The organism is Tepidicaulis marinus, assembly GCF_000739695.1.
Taxonomy (GTDB): Bacteria; Pseudomonadota; Alphaproteobacteria; order Parvibaculales; family Parvibaculaceae; genus Tepidicaulis; species Tepidicaulis marinus.
In genome coordinates, this window is sequence record NZ_BBIO01000010.1 from 113,593 (window position 1) to 137,247 (window position 23,655).

Sequence of the window (23,655 nt, forward strand, 5' to 3'; positions counted from 1 at the left end):
TCGCGAAAGCGGGGCTCTTTGAAAACCTGACGGCCGGTGAGGTTTAGATGCCGAGCTGGCGGGCGGCGAGATCGCGCATGATTTCTTCCGAGCCGCCGCCGATGGCATTCACCCTGACTTCCCGGTAAATGCGCTCCACGCGGTTGCCGCGCATATAGCCCGAGCCGCCGAGTATCTGCATCGCCTCGCGCGCGCAGAATTCGAGCGTCAGCGTTGCCTGCACTTTCAGCATGGCAAGATCGGCGACCGGCGTTTCCCCGTTCTGCACCCGCCAGGCGCAGATTTCCAGATAAGCCTGCGTCGCATTGATCTGGCGAACCATCTCCGCGATCTTGTGGCGGATCACCTGATGATCGCCGAGACGCTTGCCGAAGGTCTTGCGTTCCTGCGCCCAGTTCACCGCTTCTTCAAGGCAGACGCGGGCCGAGCCCATGGCACCGGCAGCCATGCCCAGCCGCTCGCCGTTGAAATTGTTCACGATGCCGATAAAGCCCTGGTTCTCTTCGCCGATAAGATTGGAGGCGGGCACTTTCACGTCGTCGAAATAAATTGCGGCGGTGTCGGAGGCCCACCAGCCCATTTTTTTCAGCGGCGTGCGGGTGACGCCCGGCGCATCGGCATCGATCAGCAAGAGCGAGATGCCCCGCATGCCTTCACCGCCCGTGCGCACGGCGGTGGTGAAGTGATGCGCGCGCATGCCGCCGGTGATGAACATTTTCGAGCCGTTGACGATATAATGATCGCCGTCCCGCACGGCTTTCGTGGAGATATTGGCAACGTCGGAGCCCGCGCCCGGCTCGGTAATGGCAAGGGAAATGCGCTTGTCGCCGTTGAGAACCGGCGGGGCGATGCGTTCTTTCATTTCATCGGAGCCGATCGCCATGATCGGCGGCAGGCCGATGCCATGCACCATGAGGCTCGCGGTCACGCCGCCCGCGCCGAGCCGCGCAAGCTCCTCGGAGGTCACGATGCCGTGGAAACGGTCGAGCCCCTCCGAGATGCCGCCATATTGCTCGGGATAGCCCATGCGCAGGAGGCCGAATTCGGAGGCTTTCTTGTAAAGCTCTTCGGGAAAGCCGCCCGCCTCGTCCCATTCGTCGGCATAAGGCATCATTTCCTTTTCCACGAATTTGCGCAGCTCCGCGCGCCAGTGATGATGACTGTCATTCATGAAAGGGCTGGGCAGACGGGTGGTGTCGAAATCGAATTGCGCGGCCATGAGCGCTCTCCCTGAAATGGATGCCGGGTCTTGTTTGGGCGGCCCGGCTTGTTTGGGTCAGCATTGTCGCCAAACGCGCCTGCCATGCAAGCAAGGCCTCGCTGACGCCGCGTCTCCTGCGGAAAATACCGGCAGGGGGCCGCGGTTGACGCGGATCAATACGCGCGCGCCGGCAAAAAGGCAGACTGGCACTCCTTGGGATGCTTTTTGGGAAGGAGGGCGCGATGGTGCCTTTTTGTCATGACCGGCTGCGCCTGGCGGTCAAGGTGCGTGAGCTTGGCCTGGAGGAAGATGCGCTGGCCCATCTTCAGGTGCTTGCCCGCTGCGCGCAGCTTTCCGACTGCCTCTGCCGGGAGGTTTGCCTAAAACATGTGGAGGAAATGCGTGCCCTTGGCGGAAAACCGCGCAGCGCCGCAGCAAGCGGCCAGCCTGTGCCGTATTGCAAACGCCTGAATTCCTGATGCGTTGAGGAAGCTTCTCCGGGGGAGATGAGGGCGCCGCGCCGTAATCGAACCCCTACGACAACACTCTCGTGAATCGGCGCCCTCTTTTTCCCCGGATTTCGAAAAGCGTTGATAGCGCGCTTATCGAAACGTCCCCCAGGGCACGTCAGCTTTCTTGACCGGTCGGGCCCAAACTACGCATGGACCCCATACAGCCGGTAAAAGCTGCGGCGAGCGATCAACCCCAGGTCCAGCCCCCCGACAGGACTAGAGGGATCACTCCAGCGGCAGGAGGATAGGCGGGATTGAACGTGAAGGTCAACGTGTCAGAATGAGACAAGAGAAATTTTTTGATGCCGCGGCGCAGTAAAGGCACAGGCGTATTTTCTCCCCGCTCCCATGAAGCGGGCTTTTGCCTTGCCTCCCATGGTTAACGCTCAAACCTCCGCCGTATAGGGCGGGGCCGGGTCATATTCCATGCCGCGCTGGGTGAGGCGCGCATGGGCGGACCCGTGAAGCTGGCCGGTCAGCCAAAGCGCCATATCGATCCCGGCGGAAACGCCGGCAGCGGTGACGAGATTGCCGTCCCGTACATAGCGCGCGTTCTCCAAAACTTCTGCGCCGTAGGGCCGCTTGCGCAGTTCTTCCACAAAGGCCCAATGGGTGGTGATGCGTTTGCCTTTGGCAAGGCCTGCCGCCGCCAGCACCAAAGAGCCGGTGCACACGCTCGTCACCCAGCCGCAGGCAGGTGCGGCGGCGCGCAGATAATCCAGCATCGCTTCGTCTTTCTCGAGCGCCCGCGTGCCGTTGCCGCCGGGAATGAGAAGGACATCGAGGATCGGGGCCGTTTTGAAGGAATAGTCCGCTTCCACCCGCATGCCTTTGGCGCAGGTGACAGGGGCTCCGCCAGGTGAGATGAGAAACACCTCGTCGGGCCGCTCGTTTCCCTGCAGGGCGAACATTTCATTCGACATGGTGAAAACTTCCCACGGGCCGACAAAGTCGAGCTCTTCGGCGCCGTCGAAAATGAGAATACCGATATTCCGTGTCATGAATGAACTCCAAGGGCTGAAAGGGCGGGAGAGTGAAAGCGCTCGCGGTAAGCTTGCGGGCTGACATTGAGCATGCGCTGAAAGGTGCGGCGCATATGTTCGGTGTTGGAAAAGCCGCTGGCGCGGGCAACCTCTTCCACCGGGTCCTGCGCCTGTTCAAGGCGCTGGCGGGCATGTTCGAGCCGCGCCTGCATGACGAAGCGGGCAGGCGTCATGCCCGTCTCGGCTTGAAACGCGCGCGCGAATGTCCGCTCGCTCATATGCGCGCGCTCGGCAAGGGCCGGGATGGTCAGATCGGCGGAAGGATGCTCGATGATCCATTGCATGAGATCCGACAGCCGCCCCGGCGCCACGGACTGCGCCTTGAGCTGAGCGGAGAATTGCGACTGGCCGCCCGGCCTGATCATATAAACGACATGCTGGCGCGCGACGGCCAGCGCCGTCTCATGGCCCATATCCTCGCCGATCATGGCGAGCGCCATATCGATGCCGGTGGTTACGCCTGCCGAAGTCCAGAACTTTCCGTCCCTTACATAGATCGCATCCTCATCGACCTCGATTTCGGGGTAGAGCGTCTGCATCTTGGATAGCGATTCCCAATGGGTGGTGGCGCGCTTGCCGTCCAAAAGCCCAAGCGCGGCGAGAACGAACGCGCCCGTGCAGATGGAGGCAACGCGCCGCGCCTGCTTTGCGGCCTTGCGGCAGAAGGAAAGGAGGGCGGGATTTTCCATGGCCGCCGCCGTGCCGTCGCCGCCGCAAATAAGAAGCGTGTCGATGCGTTTGAAATCGGCCGCCGTGAAATCGCTGAAGGAGCGGTCGGGCATCAGCTTCAGCCCGCCATTGGTCTTGAGCGGCGCTTTGTCTTCCGCCGTCAGCACCAGCTCGTAGCGCCTCGCGCCGGCCGCGCCATTGGCGCCCGCAAACATCTGCATGGGCCCGGTAATATCCAGGACCTGGGCCCTCGGAAAGGCGACCATGACGGTGAGGCGCGGTGCGGGTTTGGCTTGGCTCATGGGGAAAGACTAGCCCGCCCGGCGCTTGGCGGAAATGTCAATTATCCCACAATTTATGCCAAATGGCGGGGCGGTCGCTGCGGTAATAGAGAGAGGCTGCATGGACCCCGGCTCGGGGGCCGGGATGACGGCTTTTATGGGGGGGGTGCTGCCCTGCCATTTACCGCAGCTGTCACCCCGGGCTTGTCCCGGGGTCCATGAGCTTTGTTTTAAAGTGCCGGATGAGGGAAGTGCCCTCAGGCCAGCGTGCATTTACCGTTATTGATCACCACGGCATCGCGCTCTTTCACGCGGGCGCGGAAGGAAACGGTTTTCCCGTCCTGCCAGATATCGACCAGGATCGTTTCGCCGGGAAAGACGGGCGAGGAAAAGCGCACGTCGAAACCGGTGATCTTCGAGGCGTCATAATCGCAGACGGACGAAATGATCGCCCGGCAGCAGGTGCCATAGGTGCACAGCCCATGCAGGATGGGCGCGGGAAAGCCCGCCATCTTGGCAACTTCGGGGTCCGCATGAAGCGGGTTGCGGTCGCCGGAAAGGCGGTAAAGCAGCGCTTGGTCGGGGCGGGTGTCCACCTCCACCGTCTGGTCCGGCGCGCGCTCGGGCAGGGGATGGGGTTTGGGCGCACCCTCGCTCGGGCCGCCGAAGCCGCCATCGCCGCGCGCAAAGGTGGTGGACTGCATGGTGCAGAGCTTATCGCCCGTCTTTTTATCTTTGATCAGCGTTTCGGTAATGATGATGGCGCCCTTGTCCGCGCCTTTGTCATAGGCGCCGATGACGCGGCTGTCGGCGGTGATGTCGGCGGCTACGGGCAGGGGCTTGTGCATGGTCAGTTTCTGTTCGCCGTGCACGACCATGAGATAATTGATGCCGCTCTGCGCCATCGGCCCAGCGCCCCAGGCAATGACCGAGGACATGGTGGGAATGGTCTGCAGGTCTTTTTCGTAAACGAAAGGCAATTCCTTGTCGTTCATGGGGTCGCGCCCGAAGCCGATGCCCAGTGCGTAGAGCATGGTTTCCCGGTCACCATAGGAAAATTCCTGCCCTTCCGATTTCAGTGACATGAGGTGTTCGTAATCGATGGCCATGGCCGCCTCCCTGATTGCGGGGCTTTGCGGTTCGCTTGCGGACCGCCCCTGTTCAAACTTGCCCTATGGAACCGCGAATATGGACACGCTGCAAGCATCGTTCTGCGCGGGGCGCCGTGATAAAGTGCGGCCCAAGGATAATGGCGCCAAACCGCAATTTTGAGGGAGAGATGACATGAGCCAGGCCGCCGCAGCGTCAACGCCGCAACGCGCGTATGAATGTTTCGATGTGGAGATCAAAGACAAGATCGCCCACATAAAACTGTCGCGCCCCGACGCGCTCAACACGATGAACAAGGCCTTCTGGCGCGATCTGCCGGCGATCGTCGAAGATATCGATGCCAATGCGAAGGCGCGGGTGATCGTGATTTCCTCGACGGGCAAGCACTTCACCGCCGGGATGGACCTGTCGGTTTTCGGCGACGGCACCCATGGCGGGCGCAAGATGGAAGCGGCGCGTAAGAACACCACCATCATGATGGCGGCCCAGGCGCTGCAGAAAACTTTCTCCTGCCTCGATGAAGCGCGCATCCCCGTGCTCATGGCCGTGCAGGGCGGGTGCATCGGCGGCGGCGTAGATTTCGCCAGCGCTTGCGATATCCGCTATGCCACGAAAGACGCCTTCTTCTGCGTGCAGGAAATCAATATCGGCATGACGGCGGATGTGGGCACCTTTCCGCGCTTGCCGCATCTTCTGCCGCAAGGGCTGGTGCGCGAGCTTTCCTATACGGGCCGGCGCATGGGCGCGGATGAAGCGGCGGCGAACGGTTTCGTGACCCGTATCTTCGACACGCAGGAGGAAATGCTCGCAGGCGTGATGGAGATCGCCCGCGAGATTGCGTCCAAAACGCCGCTGGCCGTTTGGGGCTCGAAGGAAATGCTGAACTATGCGCGCGATCATTCCATTGCCGATGGCCTGAAACATATCGCCGTCTGGCAGGCGGGCATGTATCAGGGCACGGATATGGCCGAAGCCTTTAAAGCGAAGATGGAAAAACGCGAACCGGAATTCGACGACCTGCCGCCCATCAAGAACCCGATGGACGTCGTCTGAGCGGTCTAAGCTAAAGCGCTATTCAGCGGGCGTGATCTTGTACACCGCCGTTGCGGTGAGAAGATTGCGCCCGTTTGCGCTTAAGGAGACATCCGAAAAAATCACCGAGCGGGTGCGCCGCGTGATCTGCGCGCAGGCGGTGACGCGCTCACCGGCCTTTGCCGTGCCGGTAAAATCGGAATTGATGGAAAGCGGGCTGGCCGTGTCGCCGCCCGCCGTGCTTGCCGCCAAAAGCCTGAGCGCGAGCGCGGCAAAGCCCATCGCATAGCCGGCATCGAGCGCGCCGCTTGCCAGATGCGCGTCTTTGACATCGAAGCTGAGCGTCAGCGGGTCATTTCCATCAAGGCGGGGAGAAAGCGCGGCGCCCATCGCTTCTTGCGCAAACTGGCTAAGAAGCATGCCGGGGTCTTGCTCGTTTGTCGGCGCGTCGCTCATCTTTATACTCCTTGGGATCCGGCAACGATCGATAGGCCAGCCTCGTTCGGCGTGACTGAGGCTATCTACCTGTTTCGCGCGGCCATGAAAAGAGATCAGGAAAGGGACGAGCTTCATGATGCGTCAACGGCACAGAACCATCCGTCTTGAAACCGGTGCGCGCCAGGCGCTTGAACTGACGGCGGAGATTCGCGATTGGCTTGACCAGATCGAGGCGGAAGAGGGGTTGCTCAGCGTTTTCATCCGCCATACCTCCGCCTCGCTCACCATCATGGAAAATGCCGATCCGGATGTAATGCGCGATCTGACGGATTTCCTGGCGCGCCTTGCCCCGGAAGAGGCAGACTATGCCCATGACACGGAAGGCCCGGACGATATGCCCGCGCATTTGAAAACAGCGCTCACCCAGACCCATCTTTCCATTCCCGTCATCGGCGGGCGGCTGGGGCTCGGCACCTGGCAGGGGATATGGCTGCTCGAGCACCGGGCAATGGCGCATCAGCGCAGCGTCATTTTGCATTTCATCGGCGAGTAAAGTTCCTCGGCGCAAAAGAAAACCCCGGTGACGCGAGGGAACATCACCGGGGAAGCATCGAGGAACGAGGAGGGGTTTTTAAAGCGTGTTTCTCACACGTCTTGGCTGTCACCGCTGAGGGTTGCGGTGGGAACGGTCCGCTCACTGTCGAGCGGCTCGAGGGAAATCATGCTGGCCGGCACGCCAAGCTCGATCAGCGTGTCGAGCACGGCGCTTGCGCGCTGCGTTGCCGTTTCGCCGTAAAGCGCAGGCATGAAGGAGGGCGCGGCGGAAATCGCGATGCGGGCAGAACCTTCCGTCAGCACTTCATCGGCAAAGGCGGAAAGCGCCTCGCGGGCCTCCGGCGTCATGTCGCTGCCGCCGGGCTTGAAATAGACCGGCATGGAAACTTTCTCTCGGGGGCCGTCTTCAAATTCGCTGTCGAAAGCAGGCGCGATTTCCGCGCTCACCGTCACGGCGCGCTGCTCGATGCTTTCGGCAGCTGCCGCTTCCATCGGCGCGCTGGCGCAAGTGAGGATGTGCCCCGGCGCAGCGGCGGCCGGCTGTGCAATGGCGCCCGTGGGCATGAAGGCGCCTGCGACAAGCGCAAGGCCGGCTGCCAAAGCGGCCGGAGCTGTAAAAGTGCGGATCGGCATATAAGCGCGGGTCATCGTCACACTCCATCTGTGAAGCCCTGCCCCGACATTTCTCTGCTCTCAATCATGTGAACGAGCGGGGAAGGCCCTTTGTTCTGAGAATGAAGATGGCAGCGGAATCCGGCACGTCTTGGGTGCTCCAAAGGCGGCGGCGTGATGGTTTTAAGGCGATTTCGAGGCACCCCGGCGCGCGCAGCTTTCAAAAAGGCGCGGATTCCTGCGAGTTGCGGTTCAGAATTGGCACGTCACTGGTCAATTTTTTTGATTCCCAGGGCGCACTCGGGCCGTTATGGTGCCGCCAACCATTGGGAACGTAACGGAATCCGCGCTTTATGGTGTCCCTGCCTCCTCCAAGGTCAGGCACCGCCGGGCTCTGTCGTGCAAATTGAACCATAAGGGAGATCTATCATGGCAAGGGAAGCAGTCATCGTTTCGACCGCCCGCACGGGTCTGGCGAAATCCGGCCGCGGCGGTTTCAACATGACCCACGGCGCGGCGCTCGCCGGGCACACCATCAAACACGCGATCGAGCGCGCTGGCGTCGAGCCGGGTGAAGTCGAAGACGTGATCATGGGCTGCGGCGCGCCGGAAGGCGCCACGGGCCACAATGTCGGCCGCACCGCCGCCATCTGGGCCGGCTGCCCGGTCACGACCTCCGGCACCACGGTCAACCGTTTCTGCTCGTCGGGCCTGCAGACCATCGCGATGGCTGCCAACGCGATCGTCAACAACAACGTGCCGGTCGCCATCGGCGGCGGCGTTGAAACCATTTCGCTGACCCAGATGCAGGGCCTCAACCTCAACAACTTCACCGAAGAGAAGTTGATGCAGGAAAAGCCGGAACTGTGGATGGCGATGATCGAAACGGCTGAAATCGTTGCCGAGCGTTACGGCATCTCCCGTGAAGCGCAAGACGAGTTCTCGCTGCGCTCGCAGCAGCTGATTGCCAAGGCCCAGGCCGAAGGCAAGTTCGACAATGAAATCGTTCCCATGAAGACCAAGATGAAAAAGGTCAACAAGGAAACGGGCGAAGAAACCATCGTCGATTACGTGGTGGACAAGGACGAATGCAACCGTCCCGACACGACGCTGGAAGGTCTTGCCTCGCTGAAGCCGGTCTTCAAGAACGGCCAGAAGGTCAAGGAAGGCCGGTACATCACCGCCGGTAACGCTTCGCAGCTTTCCGACGGCGCCGCTTCTTGCCTCCTGATGGAAGCCAAGGAAGCCGAACGCCGCGGTCTCGAGCCGCTCGGCGCGTTCCGCGGCTTTGCCGTTGCCGGCTGCGAGCCCGATGAAATGGGTATCGGCCCGGTTTACGCGATCCCGCGTCTTTTGGAGCGCACGGGCCTCAAAGTCGACGATATCGACCTTTGGGAACTGAACGAAGCGTTCGCCAGCCAGTGTCTCTACTGCCGCGATACGCTGGGCATCGATCCCGACAAATACAACGTCAATGGCGGCTCCATCGCCATCGGCCACCCCTTCGGCATGACGGGTGCGCGCCTCACCGGCCACATCCTGCTCGAAGGCAAGCGCCGCGGCGCCAAATACGGCGTTGTGACCATGTGCATCGGCGGCGGCATGGGCGCAGCCGGCCTCTTCGAAATCTTCTAAGATTTCGGGCATGAATGAGTTGAAGGGCCTGCGCCTCGCGCGGGCCCTTTGCTTTTTGCGTGAGAAGTTATGCAGGTAACGTCTTCGCAAACGCGGTGAAGGCTTTGGCAAAAGCTTTCGGCCGTTCGAGGAAAGGTGCATGGCCGCCGGGAAAAGTGGTGAGCCCGGCTTTCTTCATTTGTTTGATTACGGGAAGGCTGGCTTTCAGCGCCACAATCCGGTCGCCTTTCGCCCAGGCAAACCAGACAGGAATGTCGAGAGAAAGGGCGAGGGAGCGGATGTCGGCCTCGGGCGCGGCAAAGCTCTCCCATGCCGCACGTAAGACCGGGGCGGTTTCATAACCGGCGGCAACGATGCGCCGCCTTTGCGCCGCGGCCGGGCGTTTCGGCAGCACCAGAAAGCGGTAATAGACGCGGAAGGCGGGCGCGAACCAGCGCGCCCCGCGCTCGCCGGCGGAAAAGAACTTCACCATGAGGCCGATCGCTTTGCGGGCCTTTGCGTCGATCTCCATGAGCCCGCCGGGACTGCAGGCAACGAGCCCGCGTACTTTGCCGGGTACGCTCGCGGCATAGATGAGCGCGGCGGCCCCGCCGACGGAGCAGCCAAGAAGGATGGGGCGTTCGATCCTAAGTTTCTCGATCACGCCGGAGAGAAGCTCGGCATAGCGCGCGGCACTGGCGGGCTCGTTGTCCGGGCCGGAGCGGCCCTGGCCCGGCCAGTCGAGGCGGATGATTTCAAAATCGCGGCCCGCAAGTTTTGCAAAGCGCTCGAAATCCCGCGCCCCGTGGCCGATGGCATGGAGGCAAATGACCGCAGGGCCTTGCCCGGAGCGGGCAACGGCGAGCCGCACTCCGTCAACTTCCACAATTTCCGCATCTTCCGGCGTTCCCGTCCAGGCTCGTGCGTTCATTTTCTGCCTCCCGTTCAAGTTTAGTGATAGATATATCACTTTTAGGGTATTTCAAGAGCGGTAATTGGCGCGGCGGGCAAAGGCGGGTATCACGGGACCTATGGCAGAAGCAGAATCGGCACGAGGCGCACAGGCGGCACAAGGCGCAAAACGCGCGCGCGGCAAGGGGGAAACGCCCCGCCGCCTGACGCGCGCGGCGGCTGAAGAGTTCAATGCTCATGGCTTTGCGGGCACGGACACGAATAAGATTGCCCGGCGCGCGGGTTTTGCCCCGCAAACTTTCTATCGCTGGTTCAAGGACAAGACCGACATCTTCCTTGCCGTTTACCGGGACTGGGAAGAAGCGGAGCGGGAGATGTTAGCCGGCCTTGCCGCGCAAAAAGCGCCGTCTTTAAAGCTGGCTGAAGCGGTGATTTCCCATCACCGGAACCATCTTTTATTCCGCCGCTCGCTGAGGCAGCTTGCCGTGGAAGACGAGGCCGTGCGCGCCGCGCGGGCCGAAAGCCGGCTGCGTCAGCTTTCGAGGGTAGCCGGGCCCGGCGCGTCCAAAAGCCGCCTTGCGGAGCTTGCCGTTTTGCTGCTTCAAATTGAACGGCTCTGCGACGGGGTGGCGGAAGGCGAGTTCGCCGATCTCGGCCTCGGCGAAAAAGAAGCGAAAAAGACACTGGGCGCGCTTTTAGAAGAATTGCGCCGGCATCCCTAGCCGGCCTCCTGAAAAGCCCCCCGGAAAGAGTGCGGAAAGGCAGGGACGAGATGCGCTATTTCGACGATTTTGACGTGGGCGAGGAATGGCCCATCGATGCGGCCTATGAAATGACGGAAGAAGAGATCGTCGCCTTCGCCGCCAAATGGGACCCGCAACCCTTTCACATTAACAAGGAGGCGGCCTCCCAATCCGTCTATGGCACGCTGACTGCCTGCGGCACGCATATTCAGGCGGTGGTGCTGTGGCTCGCAAGCCGTCTTCCCCATGAAACGGCGGTGATCGGCGCGCTCGGCTATGACGAAGTGCGCTTTCATAGAGCCGCCAAGCTCGGCGATACGCTGACGCTGACCATTGAATGTATAGAAAAACGCCCTTCCGGCTCGAAGCCGGACAGGGGCATCGTGAAGAACCGGCATATACTGGCCAATCAGGACGGTGAAACTGTCTTCACGCAGACAACGACGCTGCTGATCAAGCGCAAGGTTTAAGGGGAAGGGTGATGGCGGGCGAAGCTGTGATGGAAAGCCTGGAGCAGGTCAGCGAGCGCTGCGCCGATCCGACGGGGGCCGTTTATGCCAAACTCTTCGAGCAGCACCCGCAGATGAAGCCGCTCTTCGTCCTCGACAAGGACGATGCCGCCAAAGGCCATATGCTGCAGGAAGTGCTGGAGAACCTGATCGACTTTACGGGCGAGCGCCATATCGCGCCGCATTTCATCCGCTCCGAACTCGTTAACCATGACAATCTCGGCATTGCGCCGGATGTCTTCGGCACGTTCTTCCCCATTCTGCGCGACACGTTCAAGGATATTTTGGGCGCGGACTGGACGGAGGCGATGGAAAGGGATTGGAACGCGCTGCTCGGCGAGATCGATGACATGATCCGCGAGGAAACGGGAGAGAGGGCGCAGAGCGCCCGGGCTTAAAGCCCGAGCACCAGTTTTGCCATGATGTTGCGCTGAACCTCGTTCGAGCCGCCATAGATCGAAGAGGCGCGGTTGTTGAGATAGGTCGCCATGGGGGTGAGCGCATAATCGGGACCCACCGGCGCGATATTGGAGCCGGGCTCGCGCGCTTCGCGTTCGAAAGGCGCCATGTAATAGCCGATCGCCTCGACCGCTAGCGTATCGATAAGCTGCTTCAGTTCCGTGCCGCCCGCCTTCAGCATGGAAGAGGCCGGTCCCGGGTTTTGGCCTGCGGACATCGCGGACATGATGCGGTGCTCGGTCATTTCCAGCGCCTTGACGCGGATCGCGGCGTCATCGAGCTTGGCTTTGAAAGCCGGATCGTCGATCAGCTTGCCGCCATCGGCCGCTTCCTGATGGGCGATATGTTCGACCTGCTGAATATTGACTTCAAGGCCTGCCGCATAAGCGCCGCCCCGCTCGAATTCGAGCAGGTATTTGGCGACCGTCCAGCCATCGTTTTCTTCACCCACACGGTTTTTCACCGGCACGTGCACATCGTCGAAGAAGACCTGATTGACTTCATGGTCACCCGCCATGGTGAGGATCGGCTCGACCTTGAGGCCGGGCGTGTCCATATCGATCAAAAGGAAGGTAATGCCCTGCTGCGGCTTGCCGCTTGCATCCGTGCGCACGAGGCAAAACATGCGGTTGGCGAAATGGGCATGGGTGGTCCAGATTTTCGTGCCGTTGATGACGTACTCATCCCCCTCGCGCACCGCTTTGCATTGCAGCGAGGCAAGGTCGGAGCCCGAGCCCGGCTCGGAATAGCCCTGGCACCAGTAATCCTCGCCGGCCAGGATGCGCGGCAGGTAGAAGTCTTTCTGCTCCTGCGTGCCGTATTTCATGATCACCGGGCCGCACATGCGAAGGCCCATGGGCGAGAGGTTCGGTGTCTGGGCGCGGGCGCATTCGGACGACCAGATATATTTCTGCATCTCGCTCCAGCCCGTGCCGCCATATTCCTCCGGCCAATTGGGGGCGACCCATCCCTTTTCATAAAGGATCTTGTGCCATTTGAGGTTGTAGTCGCGGTCCGTGAAGACGCTGGTCGTCAGCCGGCCCGCCTCGCGCAGCTCGTCGGTCAGATGGGTGTCGAGAAACGCGCGAACCTCGTCGCGGAATGCGGCATCTTCCGCCGCCATTGCCAGTTCCATGGGGAAAACTCCTCGCTCTTTGCCCTCCAACCTAGCGCCGAAAAAATGCCCGTCAATTGGCCTCCTGCGAAGCCTTTCGGACGCTGCGTCGTTTCTATAGGCTCAGACCCAATCATCACTGAAAACGGGAGGACGGCATGGATTTGGGACTTAAAGGCAAGCGGGCGGTGGTTCTGGGCGGCACACGCGGCATTGGCCGGGCGATCGCGGACACGCTGGCGGATGAAGGCTGCAATGTTGCGATCTGCGCGCGCAATCAGGATCAGATCGATGCGGCGGTGAGCGAGCTTGCCGCCAAGGGTGTGAAGGCGAGCGGGGCGAGCGTCGATATTGCCGATGGCGCGGCGCTCAAAGCCTTTATCGAGAAAGCCGCCGGAGAGTTGGGCGGCATCGATATTCTGGTTTCCAATGCCAGCGCGCTCAGCGCCGGCAATGCTGAGGAAAACTGGCAGGCCGGTTTCAATGTCGATGTCATGGGCGCGCAGCGTTCCATGGAAGCGGCTAGGCCTCACTTGGAAAAATCCGCAGCCGCGAACGGTGATGCCTCTTTCGTCATCATCTCTTCCGTCTCGGCGGCGGAAACCTCTTCGCCCAATGCATATGGCGCCATGAAAGCCGCGCTCATTCATATGGCAAAGGGCTTTGCGAAAGCGGGGGCCAAAAAACATGTGCGCACGAATGTCGTCTCCCCCGGCACCGTCTATTTCAAAGGCGGGGTCTGGGACATGATTGAGCAGCACATGCCCGACACGTTCAAAGAAGCGATGGAGAAAAACCCGATGGGCCGGATGGCGAGCCCGCAGGACATCGCCAATGCCGCCGTCTTTCTGGCAAGCCCGGCCTCGAGCTTTACCAGCGGTATCAACATGGTCGTGGACGGGGCTTATACGTCGCGGGTGAATTTTTAAAAGCTTAGCCGCGCTGGTCGGCCCGCTGGGCTTCGCGCTTCAGCTGGCCGATCACATTCTCCACCGTGCCGGGGCCGATATTGCGGTAAAAGCGGATGATCTTTTCGACGATCTCCGGCACGAAGGCCTCCGGATGCATCGGCAGGCCCTTTTTCTTGCGGGTCGTCACGACCTTGACCGCCGCCGTAATCGCATAGCGGAAATAGGGCGAAAGACCCGCCTTCTGGTAGAGCGTGCGGAAACTGTCCTCGCCCTGCGCATAAAACGCAAAGACCACGGCTTCGGCTTCTTCCTCGCACATCACCTGAAAAGCGGCTGAGAGGAAATCGAGATCGCCGGTGCAGGCGCAGCGGAAAAGCAGCGTCGGCGTCAACTCGCCTTGATTGTGCAGAAGTTCGGCCAGCGCCAGAAGCTCGGCCTCATGGGCGTTGTCCTCGTCTGCGGGCAGGCGGTTGGCGATCATCTGTTCGCGCGCGTTCAGCACGATATCCTCGGCAAGCCCGGCAGGCAGCTCATAGGTTTCCATAAGCACGCGCTGCATTTCCTGCGCAACTTCCGCTTCGACCAGATTGTCGAGGATCATCAGGTGGCAGCGCTTGACCGTTTTGGGCGTCAGGTCTTTGCGGTGAGCAACGAGTTTAAGCACATCGCCATGGCGCTCGTGATAGGTGATCACGGCTTCCATCGTGTGCTCTGAAATTTCCGCGCCTTCGTTTTTCAACAGCGTGGCGGCAAGTTCGGCATCTTCTTTTTCCACCAGCGCGTGGGACACGCGGCTGGAAACGGATGGGCGCGAGGCGATGGCGTGCTGGCGCGGGTCATCCCCTTGCATCTGGCGTACCATGGCTTCCAGAAAATCGTCGTGGAGAACGGGCGAATCCGTGATCACCGGAATGGCGACTTCGCTGATGTCCTCGGCAAGGCGCTGGGCGGTGGGGCGGGGCAGCAGCGCGTAAGAAGAAATGGCATGGGCAAGGGCGGCGCGCACTTGCGCTTCCTTGTCGCGGGAAAGCTGATCGAGCAGATCGTGCGCCGTCTGCCGGTCTTTGGGAGCAACCTCGTCCGCGCCCATCAGCAGCATGATCATCTCAGCTGCTTCGGCGCGCAACTCGGCAAGGTTCGGCCGCGGCGTGGACTGTGGCATAGCGGATGAAGGCATGGGGGCCATAAGCGCGCGATATCCCTGATAAAGCGGCCTGGCCGCCATATTCGGTTCCCTCCCGGTATGGTTTCCCGGGCCATTCAATATCGCATGACCGGGTTAAGTGGCTGTTAATGGAAGCGGACATTCTGGCCCCTCTGCATCGCTTCGGGCTCCCCCAAATCCGTCACAAAACCGTCGCGCGGGCATGGCATTCCAGCTTTCATCAGACGCCATGGGACGGGGTCATGGGGGCCTTCGTTTTCAGGCATTTTCAGGGAATTTGCGACATGAGCACTGCGCGCGCGCTTGCCATCATGGCGGCTCTTTGCCTCCCGGCGCCGGCCTTCGCCGCCGATGCCGTCCAGCTTAATCTGCTGGGCACTTACAAAACCGGTATTTTCGATGAAGGCGCGGCGGAAATCGTCGCCTATGAGCCGGCGGGAAAACGTCTCTATGTGGTTAATGCCGATGCCAAGGTGGTGGATATTCTGGACCTTGCGAACCCGGCGGGCCCGGTGAAAGCGGGCGTGCTCAATGCCAAGGCCCATGGCAAGAAGGCCAATTCGGTCGCCGTCCATGGCGGGCTCATTGCCGTGGCCGTTGCCGCAGATCCAGACCAGGAACCGGGCAAGGTGGTGTTCTTTACCTCAGAGGGCAAAGAAGCAGGCGCCGTGGAAGTGGGTGCGGGGCCTGACATGGTGACTTTCACGCCGGACGGCGCTTATGTGCTTGTCGCCAATGAAGGCGAGCCGAGCGATGATTACAAAACCGACCCGGAAGGCTCGGTCTCAATTATCAAGGTCGCGGATAAGAGCGTGCGCACGGCAGGCTTTGGCGCTTTCTCGCGCGATAAGCTGCCCGACGGGATGCGCATGGGCCATCCTTCCGCGAGTTTTGCCCAGGATGTGGAGCCGGAATATATCGCCGTCTCCCCGGACAGCCGCACGGCCTATGTCACCTTGCAGGAAAACAATGCCATTGCGATTGTCGATATCGCTTCGGCAAAAGTGACCAAGGTTTTCGGGCTCGGTTATCAGGACCATTCGAAGATCGCCTTCGACCCTTCCAATAAGGATGGCGGGGCGCGGCTCGGCACCTGGCCGGTCTGGGGCATGTATATGCCTGATTCCATCGCCGCTTATGAAGCAGGCGGCAAGACCTATCTTGTTACCGCCAATGAAGGTGATAGCCGCGAGTACGAAGCTTTCGAAGATGAAGCGCGCATCAAGGATGTGGCGCTCGACCCCGCAGCCTTCCCGAATGCTGAAGAGCTGCAGGCCAAGAGCAATCTCGGCCGCCTCAAAATCTCGCCGCTCTCCTCCGACGCGGATGGCGACGGGAAGATCGAAAAACTCATGGCGTTCGGGTCACGCTCCTTTTCCATCTGGGACGAGGCAGGCAATCAGGTGTTCGACAGCCGCTCGGATTTCGAAAAGATCACCGCCGAACGCCTCGGCGTAAATTTCAACTCGACGAATGACGAAAACGATAGCGGCGATAATCGCTCCGACGACAAGGGCCCGGAGCCGGAAGGTGTGACGGTCGGCAAGGTCGGTGCCAAGACCTATGCCTTTATCGGCCTCGAGCGGGCCGGCGGCATCATGGTCTATGATGTAACGGTGCCTGCCGCCGCGCGTTTTGCCGGTTACGTCAACAACCGCGATTTCGCGGGCGACCCGAAAGCGGGCACCGCCGGTGATCTGGCACCCGAAGGCCTTGCCTTTATTAGCGCCGATGTCTCCCCGAACGGCAAGCCGCTCCTGGCGGTGGGCAACGAAGTCTCGGGCACCACGTCGATCTATGAAGTGATGGTGAAGTAAACAGTGCTCGCTTGAGAGCAGACGTGAAACGGCGCCCTCGAGGCGCCGTTTTCATGAGCAGCAGCGGTTTGCGCCTCATGGATCATAGAGCCAATCGGACGGAATACTCGCCGGGCATCCGGGTGTGCCAGGTAATGCTCTCGATATCCGGATTTCCGATTCCGGCGTAAATGCCATGCGTCCGGCGCTGGTCGGGTCCATGACCAAGGTTGAGTCGGCGTTACCTTCAGGCGGACCAAAGGGAATGCTGTGTTTGATGACATCGAAGTTTTGGCTCAGCATGTCATAAGCCGTGACCTTCCGGTTGTTGATATAAAGATTGCGGTTGGGGATAGAAGAACCCCATGCAACGACTTCGAGTGTATGTGTGTCGCAGCAAAAATCGATACGCAGCTGCGTCCATGCGTAAGGAAGGACGCAGCCCGTGAGCATGTAATAGAACACGTTGTCAACAGGGTTGACCTGCACCTGCTGTTCCGCGAAGTAAGCCCGGCAGGATGTGGATGTTTCGATTAACTCGCTCTCCTTTACCCGGCTCACACCTTGTGAGAATGACTCCGCCGTCGAAGGATGGTTGTTGTGCTCAAGAGCTTTCTTGAGCGCGTCGGCCGGAACTTCAAAATCGTTAGGCGTCACCGTCGACGCCGCTTGGTCCAACATAGCCGTCGCTACGTTGTTTGCCCCGCTTTGGAATGCGCGTTCCACCTGTGAGGTCATGGTCTCGTGATCCAAATGATGCTGATGCAGCTGGTCTACGGGAACGTTGGCGAAAGAGGGTGTGAACCCCACGATGGTAGTGAAGTTCTTCCGGCCTTGGGTTACTTGCCCATCCGACCCGCAGCAGAACATCAGATCGATATCAATGATGCCTCGATATTCTTTAGAATCCACGAAACGTTGAAAAGCGGCACGGTCGGAGAAACTGTCCGGCGGCGGGGGGTTGCCCGTTGCCAGAAGAAGGCGCATCGCAGGGTCCTCGATGCCGTTCATCTGCCCGCGCCATTGCGGAAGAATGCGATTGGGCACGGGAAAGTTGTTTGGCTCGTAAGGAATATACATAACCAGCTTGATATTGGCCCGGTAGTAAGGCGTTGCGTTGCGCTCTACGGGAGGCTGAAGCCCGTTTCCCGGCGTATCGCCGGGTTCTTCCGGCGCAGGGGCTTCCCCGTCAGGTGCTCTTCCAGGGGTGTCGTTCCCGGTCTCTTTTCCAGGACCCGCTAGTTTCTCATCCGGACGTTCTCCCCTTGGACGGCCTTTTTCTGCTGCGCCATCCTTTCCTGCCGGTATGACATGAACACCTTTGCCATTGTCCTGAAGAACGATGAAGGGGCGGTTGCCATGCGGATCAGCTTTCACGAATTCGCCGATAAAAGCCGTCTCGGTTTCCACAGGTTTTCGGTGTGAGGCGGGAAAAATTTCACGAGCAAGAATACGTGCCAGAAGTTCCGGCTCGTCGGGAAGCCGGTCGGCCTGAATTCCGAAGGCGTGCGCGGCTTTGGCCAGTTCGGCTGCGGGAATTTCGTGCAGTGCTCTTTCAAACTCTGCGGCGCTGAGGCGCCCAGAGACGGTAGCATCCACAAGTGCGGGAAGAAGCGGTTTTGGCATCGGCTTTCTCCGTTAAGGGAACGAAACGCCTACGCAAAACTAACTGAGTAAAAGCCTATCGCGGGAGAAGAGCTGCTGAAAGCAGAAACTGCCTTACGCTCGCGTGATTGTTATGTGGGAGAGGTTGCGTGCGGTTGTGACTTATATCCAGCCCGCGCCCGCGCCGTCCCAGCGGTAAATCCTGTCCTGGGGAATATCGAGCACGGCCGCTTCGCCCCGCGGCAGGTCTTCGAGTAGGGCGCGGAAGGCGCGCTGCATGCCGCCATGGGCAACGATCAGCGTGCCGCCTTGCAGCGCGCCGAGAAACTGCCGGGCGCGCGCTTCCCCTTGCGCGTAGGATTCGCCGCCCGGCGGGGGGGTATGCCATTTGTCGGCCTCGCGCGCATCCCATTCAGGCTTGTGGTTGGTGGAAATGTCATGAAGGGTCATGCCTTCCCAGCTGCCATAGGAAAGCTCCATCAAGAGCGGGTCGGTTTCATACGCATGGGGATCGAGGCCAAGCGCGGCCCGCAGGATTTCCATCGTCTCCCTGGCCCGGGCAAGGGGGCTTGCGATAAAGCGGAGCGCGGAAAGGTCTGCCTGTGCCTCCATGAGCGCCTCGCCGTTCCGCCGCGCTTGCCCGCGTCCCTTGTCGTTGAGCGGCGTGTCGCGCTGGCCCTGAAAGCGCCGCTCGGCGTTCCAGGCGGTCTGGCCGTGCCGCACGATATAAAGCGTATGAGGGAAGGCGCAGGGCATGGAAAACTTCAAGACCGGAACTTATCGCTCGCCCGCACCAGCGCATCGACAATGCCCGGCTCGGTCGCCGTGTGGCCGGCATCCGCGATAATTTCCAGCTCGGCTTCCGGCCAGGCTTTTTTCAGGTCCCAGGCGTTTTTGAGCGGCGTGACGACATCATAGCGCCCATGCACCATGACACCGGGAATACCTTTCAGGCGGCCGGCATTGGCAAGCAGCTGGTCGTCGCGTTCGAAAAAGCCCTTGTTCATGAAGTAATGGCACTCGATCCGGGCAAAAGCGATGGCGAAATGATCATCGCCGAAGCGGGCCTGGCGCTCGGCATCGGGCAGGAGAGAGAGCGTCGTGCCTTCCCAGGTGCTCCAGGCCCTGGCGCAGGCGAGTTTCTCCGCCTCGTCGTCTCCCGTCAGGCGTTTGTAGTAAGCGGCCATAAGATCGCCGCGCTCGGCTTCCGGGATCGGGGCGAGATAAGCCTCCCAGGCATCGGGGAAAAGCGCGTCGGTGCCCTGCTGGTAGAACCAGTCGAGCTCCCAGCGGCGCAGCATGAAAATGCCGCGTAGAATAAGCTCGGTCACGCGCTCCGGGTGCGTTTCGGCATAGGCGAGTGAAAGCGTCGAGCCCCAGGAACCGCCGCACAGCTGCCAGCGCTCGATACCCAGTTTCTCGCGCAGCTTTTCGAAATCGGCCACCAGGTCCCAGGTCGTGTTGCCTTCCAGTTCGGCATGGGGGGTGGAGCGCCCGCAGCCGCGTTGATCCACGAGGATGATGCGGTAGGCCTTGGGGTCGTGAGTGCGGCGCATGGTGGGGTTGCAGCCCCCGCCCGGCCCGCCATGGACGATGAGCACGGGCTTGCCCTTCGGGTTGCCGCATTCTTCGTAATAGATCGTGTGCAAGTCCGATACTTTCAAAAAGCCGGAAGAATAGGGCTCGATCTCGGGATAGAGCGTGCGCCGGTCGGTCATGGCAGCCTCGTTTCAGGAAAATCGGCAGGTGAGTCTCGCACTCAAGCATCAGCGTCTTGAATGTGTCCTTGATGACACGAAAGGCAAGCGTTGCGAAACAGACAAAATTCGCTTTAAGCGGCTGGACCCAAAGCATTTTTCATGAGAGCTTCACCTTGCGTTAAGAGCTTGTTAACCAAAAAAAATCACCCTTGGGATCGCAATAGGTTGACGCGGCATTAACGGCAGATACTATATCTAGACGCGCTGCGCCGCTGGGGACACTTCGGGGGAGGCGGCGCTTCCAAAAATTGAGGAAGACTGGCCACAGGCGTGGCCGGGGAACGGGTCTCAACCGCACGGGGACCCAACGAGGGACTTTTGTCCGTTTTGAGCGGCGGCGGAAGCGGGGTAGAGGGATCCAGAATGTTCAATGATTCGTCGAAAGCGGTAGATATGAGTGACGTTGAGGCCATGGTTTCGGGCATTATCTCGGGCAATCACGCACCGGCGCGGGGCCAGCGCCAGATGCAGGGCGAGCCGGTGAGCGATGAGCCGGAAATTCCGTTCGCTCATGCCGACCAGCGCGTGCAGGTGGCTGCCGGGCGTTCGGTCAAGCTCGACCGCTCGCGCGATGCGCTTTTGACCGAGTTCGGCAAGGCGACGCTGCGCGACCGCTATCTGATGCCGGGCGAAAGCTTTCAGGATCTGTTTGCGCGCGTGGCCTCCTGCTATTCAGACGACGATGCCCATGCCCAGCGCCTTTACGATTATATTTCCAAGCTCTGGTTCATGCCGGCAACGCCGGTGCTCTCCAATGGCGGCACGAAGCGCGGCCTGCCGATTTCCTGCTTCCTGAACGAGGCGACCGACACGCTGGAAGGCATTGTCGGCCTTTGGAACGAGAATGTGTGGCTGGCGGCGAAGGGTGGCGGCATCGGTTCTTACTGGGGCAACCTGCGCTCGATCGGCGAGAAGGTGGGCGGCAACGGCAAGACCTCCGGCATCATCCCCTTCATCCGCGTGATGGATTCGCTGACGCTGGCGATCAGCCAGGGCTCGCTGCGCCGCGGCTCGGCGGCCTGCTATCTGCCGGTGGATCATCCCGAGATCGAGGAATTCATCGAGCTGCGCCGCCCCACGGGGGGTGACCCCAACCGCAAGGCGCTCAATCTGCACCACGGCGTGCTGATTTCCGATGCGTTCATGCGTGCGGTGGAAGAAGACGCGGACTGGGCGCTTCTGTCGCCGAAAGACAAGAGCGTGCAGAAAACGGTTTCGGCCCGCTCGCTCTGGATCCGCATGCTCACCTCGCGCATCGAGACGGGCGAGCCTTACATGATCTTCAAGGACACGGTGAACAACGCCCGGCCCGAACATCACAAGCTGGCGGGGCTCGAGGTGAAAACCTCGAACCTGTGCGCCGAGATCACCCTGCCTACGGGCGAGGATCATCTGGGCAACCAGCGCACCGCCGTTTGCTGCCTGTCCTCGCTCAACATGGAAAAATATTTCGACTGGCAGGATCACCCGACCTTCATCGAAGATGTGATGCGCTTCCTCGACAATGTCATTCAGGACTTTATCGACCGCGCGCCGCCGGAAATGGCGAATGCCGTTTACTCGGCCATGCGCGAGCGCTCCGTCGGGCTTGGCGTGATGGGGTTCCACTCCTTCCTGCAGGCCAACATGATCCCCTTCGAGGGCGTGATGGCGAAGGTCTGGAACACGCGTATCTTCACGCAGATCCAGGAAGGCGTGAATGCCGCCTCCCGCAAACTGGCCGAAGAGCGCGGGCCCTGCCTTGATGCGGCCGATTACGGGCTGATGGAACGTTTCTCCAACAAGACGGCCGTGGCGCCCACCGCCTCGATCTCGATCATTTGCGGCGGCACCAGCGCGGGCATCGAGCCCATCGCGGCGAACTCCTACACGCATAAGACGCTGTCCGGCTCCTTCAACGTGAAGAACCGGCATCTGAAAAAGCTGCTGGAAGAAAAAGGCCGCGACGATGAAGACACCTGGTCCTCCATCGTGGTGAATGGCGGCTCGGTGCAGCATCTCGATTTCCTCTCCGACGAAGAAAAAGACGTCTTCAAGACCGCCTTCGAGCTCGATCAGCGCTGGGTGGTGGATCATGCCGCCGACCGCGCGCCGATGATCGACCAGGCGCAATCGGTCAATATCTTCCTGGCCGCCGATGTGCATAAGCGCGAATTGCACCAGCTGCACCACCGGGCCTGGAAGAAAGGGGTGAAGTCGCTTTATTACTGCCGCTCGCTTTCCATCCAGCGCGCCGAAAAGGCGCAAGGCGGCGGAGCGATGTCCGAATTGATGGCGCCGCCATCGAAGGCCGCCGAATTGCCGCTGAAAACGCTGGAAGAAGTGGCCGTGGAATCGCGTTTTGCGATGAACGGCGCGGGCGCCGCGTCTTCCCGGCCGGTTACGGCGCAAGCCGTCAATCCGGCCGAACAGGATTACGACGAGTGCCTGTCCTGTCAGTAAGCTGCGTTTCGTGGCCCGGCGTCAAACCCGGGCCACAAGTCCCTTTATCTGGTGCTGAAGCCTAAACCGGAGCGATCCCATGTCTCTTCTCGAAGAACGCGCCACATACAAACCCTTCCGTTATCCCTGGGCCTATGATGCCTGGCTGACGCAGCAGCGCATTCACTGGCTGCCGGAAGAGGTGCCGCTGGCCGACGATGTGAAGGACTGGGCGAAATCGCTCACCGAGCCTGAGCGCAATCTGCTCACCCAGATTTTCCGCTTCTTCGTGCAGGCGGATGTGGAAGTGAACAATTGCTACATGAAGCATTATTCGCAGGTCTTCAAACCGACCGAAGTGCAGATGATGCTCGCCGCCTTTTCCAATATCGAGACGGTGCATATTTCCGCCTATTCCCATTTGCTCGACACGATCGGCATGCCGGAAGTCGAGTATGAAGCCTTCATGAAATACAAGCAGATGAAGGACAAATACGACTATATGCAGGAATGGGGGGTGAGCACCGATGAGGATATCGCCAAGACGCTCGCCGTCTTCGGTGCCTTTACCGAGGGGGTGCAGTTATTTGCGTCTTTCGCGATCCTGATGAACTTCCCCCGCTTCAACAAGATGAAGGGGATGGGCCAGATCGTGACGTGGTCGGCACGCGATGAAACGCTGCACACCAATTCCGTCATCAAGCTTTTCCGCACTTTTATCAGTGAGAAGCCGGAAATCTGGACCGAAGATTTGCAGCGCGAGATTTACAAATCCTGCGAGACGATCATCCACCATGAAGATGCCTTTATCGACCTTGCTTTCGAGGCAGGCGATGTGGAAGGGCTCTCGGCCGAACAGGTGAAATCCTATATCCGCTGGATCGCCAATACGCGTCTTTCCCAGCTCGGGCTTTTGCCCATCTACCGGGTGGAAAAGAACCCGCTGCCCTGGATGGATGAAATGCTGAACGGCATCGAGCACACGAACTTCTTCGAAAACCGCGCAACGGAATATTCCAAGGCCTCCACCAAAGGCACCTGGGACGAAGCGTTCGATTGATCTGAGTTTTAGTTCCATGCACCGACTAACTCCCGCCCTAGGCGGGAGTTTTTCGTTTGGACGTTGCCGTATTACCAAACCGTAATGCTAAAAATGATATTTATGTTTTATGATTCCCTCTCAATACGGAGGG

The 23,655-nt window shown here is 60.3% G+C and carries 23 protein-coding genes; 11 read left to right on the plus strand and 12 right to left on the minus strand.

Annotated features, from left to right (window positions below; genetic code table 11):
- Positions 1 to 43 precede the first annotated feature (43 nt).
- Positions 44 to 1,219 (minus strand): acyl-CoA dehydrogenase family protein, encoded by a 1,176-nt coding sequence (locus tag M2A_RS10550; protein ID WP_045446929.1) that lies wholly within the window; start codon positions 1,217 to 1,219, stop codon positions 44 to 46.
- Between the two features lie 224 nt (positions 1,220 to 1,443).
- Between M2A_RS10550 and M2A_RS10555 the strand changes: the two genes are divergently transcribed.
- Positions 1,444 to 1,680: a hypothetical protein gene (locus M2A_RS10555; RefSeq protein WP_156101731.1), complete on the plus strand. Its 237-nt coding sequence runs from the start codon at positions 1,444 to 1,446 to the stop codon at positions 1,678 to 1,680.
- A gap of 419 nt (positions 1,681 to 2,099) precedes the next feature.
- On the opposite strand, the gene M2A_RS10560 is transcribed toward M2A_RS10555, so the two are convergent.
- The 3 genes from M2A_RS10560 to M2A_RS10570 all read right to left on the minus strand — a co-directional run bounded on the left by M2A_RS10560 (position 2,100) and on the right by M2A_RS10570 (position 4,815).
- Positions 2,100 to 2,714 carry a DJ-1/PfpI family protein gene (locus M2A_RS10560; protein ID WP_045446935.1) on the minus strand — a complete coding sequence of 205 codons (615 nt, stop codon included), beginning with the start codon at positions 2,712 to 2,714 and terminating at the stop codon, positions 2,100 to 2,102.
- On the minus strand, positions 2,711 to 3,727 hold the full coding sequence (locus M2A_RS10565) for a GlxA family transcriptional regulator (protein ID WP_045446938.1): 1,017 nt from the start codon (positions 3,725 to 3,727) through the stop codon (positions 2,711 to 2,713). Before M2A_RS10565 ends, M2A_RS10560 begins: the two co-directional genes overlap by 4 nt.
- Before the next feature lie 236 nt (positions 3,728 to 3,963).
- Entirely contained in the window at positions 3,964 to 4,815 is an 852-nt protein-coding gene (locus M2A_RS10570; RefSeq protein ID WP_045446940.1) for a MaoC/PaaZ C-terminal domain-containing protein, read from the minus strand.
- A 175-nt stretch (positions 4,816 to 4,990) separates the two neighbouring features.
- On the opposite strand from M2A_RS10570, the gene M2A_RS10575 reads away from it, so the two are divergent.
- A complete protein-coding gene (locus tag M2A_RS10575) occupies positions 4,991 to 5,869 on the plus strand; it encodes a crotonase/enoyl-CoA hydratase family protein (RefSeq protein WP_045446942.1) in 879 nt (292 codons plus the stop codon).
- Between the two features lie 18 nt (positions 5,870 to 5,887).
- On the opposite strand, the gene M2A_RS10580 is transcribed toward M2A_RS10575, so the two are convergent.
- Complete coding sequence (locus M2A_RS10580; RefSeq protein ID WP_045446945.1) at positions 5,888 to 6,304, minus strand: PaaI family thioesterase; 417 nt, start codon at positions 6,302 to 6,304, stop codon at positions 5,888 to 5,890.
- A gap of 118 nt (positions 6,305 to 6,422) precedes the next feature.
- Here M2A_RS10580 and M2A_RS10585 point away from each other — a divergent pair, with 118 nt between their 5' ends.
- Positions 6,423 to 6,839, plus strand: coding sequence for a secondary thiamine-phosphate synthase enzyme YjbQ (locus tag M2A_RS10585; RefSeq protein WP_045447049.1), 417 nt, complete (start codon positions 6,423 to 6,425; stop codon positions 6,837 to 6,839).
- Between the two features lie 92 nt (positions 6,840 to 6,931).
- Here the strand turns inward: M2A_RS10585 and M2A_RS10590 are convergent, their stop codons facing one another.
- A complete protein-coding gene (locus M2A_RS10590) occupies positions 6,932 to 7,489 on the minus strand; it encodes an OmpA family protein (protein WP_045446947.1) in 558 nt (185 codons plus the stop codon).
- Between the two features lie 393 nt (positions 7,490 to 7,882).
- Here M2A_RS10590 and M2A_RS10595 point away from each other — a divergent pair, with 393 nt between their 5' ends.
- Positions 7,883 to 9,088, plus strand: a complete 1,206-nt coding sequence (locus M2A_RS10595) for an acetyl-CoA C-acyltransferase (protein WP_045446950.1) — start codon at positions 7,883 to 7,885, stop codon at positions 9,086 to 9,088.
- A gap of 67 nt (positions 9,089 to 9,155) precedes the next feature.
- On the opposite strand, the gene M2A_RS10600 is transcribed toward M2A_RS10595, so the two are convergent.
- The gene (locus M2A_RS10600; RefSeq protein ID WP_045446953.1) at positions 9,156 to 9,998 is read right to left on the minus strand and encodes an alpha/beta fold hydrolase; all 843 of its coding nucleotides are present in this window, start codon (positions 9,996 to 9,998) and stop codon (positions 9,156 to 9,158) included.
- 100 nt (positions 9,999 to 10,098) lie between these two features.
- Between M2A_RS10600 and M2A_RS10605 the strand changes: the two genes are divergently transcribed.
- Genes M2A_RS10605 through M2A_RS10615 form a run of 3 tightly spaced genes read left to right on the plus strand, consistent with a single transcriptional unit; the run spans position 10,099 to position 11,629 of the window.
- The gene (locus M2A_RS10605; protein WP_045446954.1) at positions 10,099 to 10,701 is read left to right on the plus strand and encodes a TetR/AcrR family transcriptional regulator; all 603 of its coding nucleotides are present in this window, start codon (positions 10,099 to 10,101) and stop codon (positions 10,699 to 10,701) included.
- 29 nt (positions 10,702 to 10,730) lie between these two features.
- A complete protein-coding gene (locus M2A_RS10610) occupies positions 10,731 to 11,192 on the plus strand; it encodes a MaoC/PaaZ C-terminal domain-containing protein (protein ID WP_147446335.1) in 462 nt (153 codons plus the stop codon).
- Positions 11,193 to 11,203: 11 nt separating this feature from the next.
- Positions 11,204 to 11,629, plus strand: a complete 426-nt coding sequence (locus M2A_RS10615) for a globin (RefSeq protein WP_045446960.1) — start codon at positions 11,204 to 11,206, stop codon at positions 11,627 to 11,629.
- Here the strand turns inward: M2A_RS10615 and M2A_RS10620 are convergent.
- Positions 11,626 to 12,825 (minus strand): acyl-CoA dehydrogenase family protein, encoded by a 1,200-nt coding sequence (locus M2A_RS10620; protein WP_045446963.1) that lies wholly within the window; start codon positions 12,823 to 12,825, stop codon positions 11,626 to 11,628. The genes M2A_RS10615 and M2A_RS10620 overlap by 4 nt on opposite strands.
- A 137-nt stretch (positions 12,826 to 12,962) precedes the next feature.
- Here M2A_RS10620 and M2A_RS10625 point away from each other — a divergent pair, with 137 nt between their 5' ends.
- Positions 12,963 to 13,733: an SDR family NAD(P)-dependent oxidoreductase gene (locus M2A_RS10625; protein WP_045446966.1), complete on the plus strand. Its 771-nt coding sequence runs from the start codon at positions 12,963 to 12,965 to the stop codon at positions 13,731 to 13,733.
- Between the two features lie 4 nt (positions 13,734 to 13,737).
- Here the strand turns inward: M2A_RS10625 and M2A_RS10630 are convergent, their stop codons facing one another.
- Positions 13,738 to 14,877: a DUF2336 domain-containing protein gene (locus M2A_RS10630; protein ID WP_158597222.1), complete on the minus strand. Its 1,140-nt coding sequence runs from the start codon at positions 14,875 to 14,877 to the stop codon at positions 13,738 to 13,740.
- A 287-nt stretch (positions 14,878 to 15,164) separates the two neighbouring features.
- On the opposite strand from M2A_RS10630, the gene M2A_RS10635 reads away from it, so the two are divergent.
- A complete protein-coding gene (locus tag M2A_RS10635) occupies positions 15,165 to 16,697 on the plus strand; it encodes a choice-of-anchor I family protein (protein ID WP_052379400.1) in 1,533 nt (510 codons plus the stop codon).
- A gap of 75 nt (positions 16,698 to 16,772) precedes the next feature.
- On the opposite strand, the gene M2A_RS18025 is transcribed toward M2A_RS10635, so the two are convergent.
- The 3 genes from M2A_RS18025 to pip form a co-directional block, all read right to left on the minus strand.
- Positions 16,773 to 18,302, minus strand: coding sequence for a hypothetical protein (locus tag M2A_RS18025; RefSeq protein ID WP_156101732.1), 1,530 nt, complete (start codon positions 18,300 to 18,302; stop codon positions 16,773 to 16,775).
- 141 nt (positions 18,303 to 18,443) lie between these two features.
- On the minus strand, positions 18,444 to 19,037 hold the full coding sequence (locus M2A_RS10645; RefSeq protein ID WP_045446975.1) for a histidine phosphatase family protein: 594 nt from the start codon (positions 19,035 to 19,037) through the stop codon (positions 18,444 to 18,446).
- 8 nt (positions 19,038 to 19,045) lie between these two features.
- The gene (pip, locus tag M2A_RS10650; RefSeq protein WP_045446978.1) at positions 19,046 to 19,999 is read right to left on the minus strand and encodes a prolyl aminopeptidase; all 954 of its coding nucleotides are present in this window, start codon (positions 19,997 to 19,999) and stop codon (positions 19,046 to 19,048) included.
- Positions 20,000 to 20,434: 435 nt separating this feature from the next.
- Between pip and M2A_RS10655 the strand changes: the two genes are divergently transcribed.
- The gene (locus M2A_RS10655) at positions 20,435 to 22,483 is read left to right on the plus strand and encodes a ribonucleoside-diphosphate reductase subunit alpha (RefSeq protein ID WP_244444427.1); all 2,049 of its coding nucleotides are present in this window, start codon (positions 20,435 to 20,437) and stop codon (positions 22,481 to 22,483) included.
- Positions 22,484 to 22,562: 79 nt separating this feature from the next.
- Positions 22,563 to 23,522, plus strand: coding sequence for a ribonucleotide-diphosphate reductase subunit beta (locus M2A_RS10660; RefSeq protein WP_045446981.1), 960 nt, complete (start codon positions 22,563 to 22,565; stop codon positions 23,520 to 23,522).
- Positions 23,523 to 23,655: the final 133 nt, after the last annotated feature.

Coding starts and splice junctions, on each gene's coding strand:
- M2A_RS10590 (WP_045446947.1), bottom strand. CDS start 7,489: ATGACCCGCGCTTATATGCCGATCCGCACTTTTACAGCTCCGGCCGCT.
- M2A_RS10580 (WP_045446945.1), bottom strand. CDS start 6,304: ATGAGCGACGCGCCGACAAACGAGCAAGACCCCGGCATGCTTCTTAGC.
- M2A_RS10655 (WP_244444427.1), top strand. CDS start 20,435: ATGAGTGACGTTGAGGCCATGGTTTCGGGCATTATCTCGGGCAATCAC.
- M2A_RS10560 (WP_045446935.1), bottom strand. CDS start 2,714: ATGACACGGAATATCGGTATTCTCATTTTCGACGGCGCCGAAGAGCTC.
- M2A_RS10620 (WP_045446963.1), bottom strand. CDS start 12,825: ATGGAACTGGCAATGGCGGCGGAAGATGCCGCATTCCGCGACGAGGTT.
- M2A_RS10660 (WP_045446981.1), top strand. CDS start 22,563: ATGTCTCTTCTCGAAGAACGCGCCACATACAAACCCTTCCGTTATCCC.
- M2A_RS10550 (WP_045446929.1), bottom strand. CDS start 1,219: ATGGCCGCGCAATTCGATTTCGACACCACCCGTCTGCCCAGCCCTTTC.
- M2A_RS10615 (WP_045446960.1), top strand. CDS start 11,204: ATGGCGGGCGAAGCTGTGATGGAAAGCCTGGAGCAGGTCAGCGAGCGC.
- M2A_RS10625 (WP_045446966.1), top strand. CDS start 12,963: ATGGATTTGGGACTTAAAGGCAAGCGGGCGGTGGTTCTGGGCGGCACA.
- M2A_RS10585 (WP_045447049.1), top strand. CDS start 6,423: ATGCGTCAACGGCACAGAACCATCCGTCTTGAAACCGGTGCGCGCCAG.
- M2A_RS10570 (WP_045446940.1), bottom strand. CDS start 4,815: ATGGCCATCGATTACGAACACCTCATGTCACTGAAATCGGAAGGGCAG.
- M2A_RS10595 (WP_045446950.1), top strand. CDS start 7,883: ATGGCAAGGGAAGCAGTCATCGTTTCGACCGCCCGCACGGGTCTGGCG.
- M2A_RS10600 (WP_045446953.1), bottom strand. CDS start 9,998: ATGAACGCACGAGCCTGGACGGGAACGCCGGAAGATGCGGAAATTGTG.
- pip (WP_045446978.1), bottom strand. CDS start 19,999: ATGACCGACCGGCGCACGCTCTATCCCGAGATCGAGCCCTATTCTTCC.
- M2A_RS10565 (WP_045446938.1), bottom strand. CDS start 3,727: ATGAGCCAAGCCAAACCCGCACCGCGCCTCACCGTCATGGTCGCCTTT.
- M2A_RS10605 (WP_045446954.1), top strand. CDS start 10,099: ATGGCAGAAGCAGAATCGGCACGAGGCGCACAGGCGGCACAAGGCGCA.
- M2A_RS18025 (WP_156101732.1), bottom strand. CDS start 18,302: ATGCCAAAACCGCTTCTTCCCGCACTTGTGGATGCTACCGTCTCTGGG.
- M2A_RS10575 (WP_045446942.1), top strand. CDS start 4,991: ATGAGCCAGGCCGCCGCAGCGTCAACGCCGCAACGCGCGTATGAATGT.
- M2A_RS10635 (WP_052379400.1), top strand. CDS start 15,165: ATGAGCACTGCGCGCGCGCTTGCCATCATGGCGGCTCTTTGCCTCCCG.
- M2A_RS10555 (WP_156101731.1), top strand. CDS start 1,444: ATGGTGCCTTTTTGTCATGACCGGCTGCGCCTGGCGGTCAAGGTGCGT.
- M2A_RS10645 (WP_045446975.1), bottom strand. CDS start 19,037: ATGCCCTGCGCCTTCCCTCATACGCTTTATATCGTGCGGCACGGCCAG.
- M2A_RS10630 (WP_158597222.1), bottom strand. CDS start 14,877: ATGCCACAGTCCACGCCGCGGCCGAACCTTGCCGAGTTGCGCGCCGAA.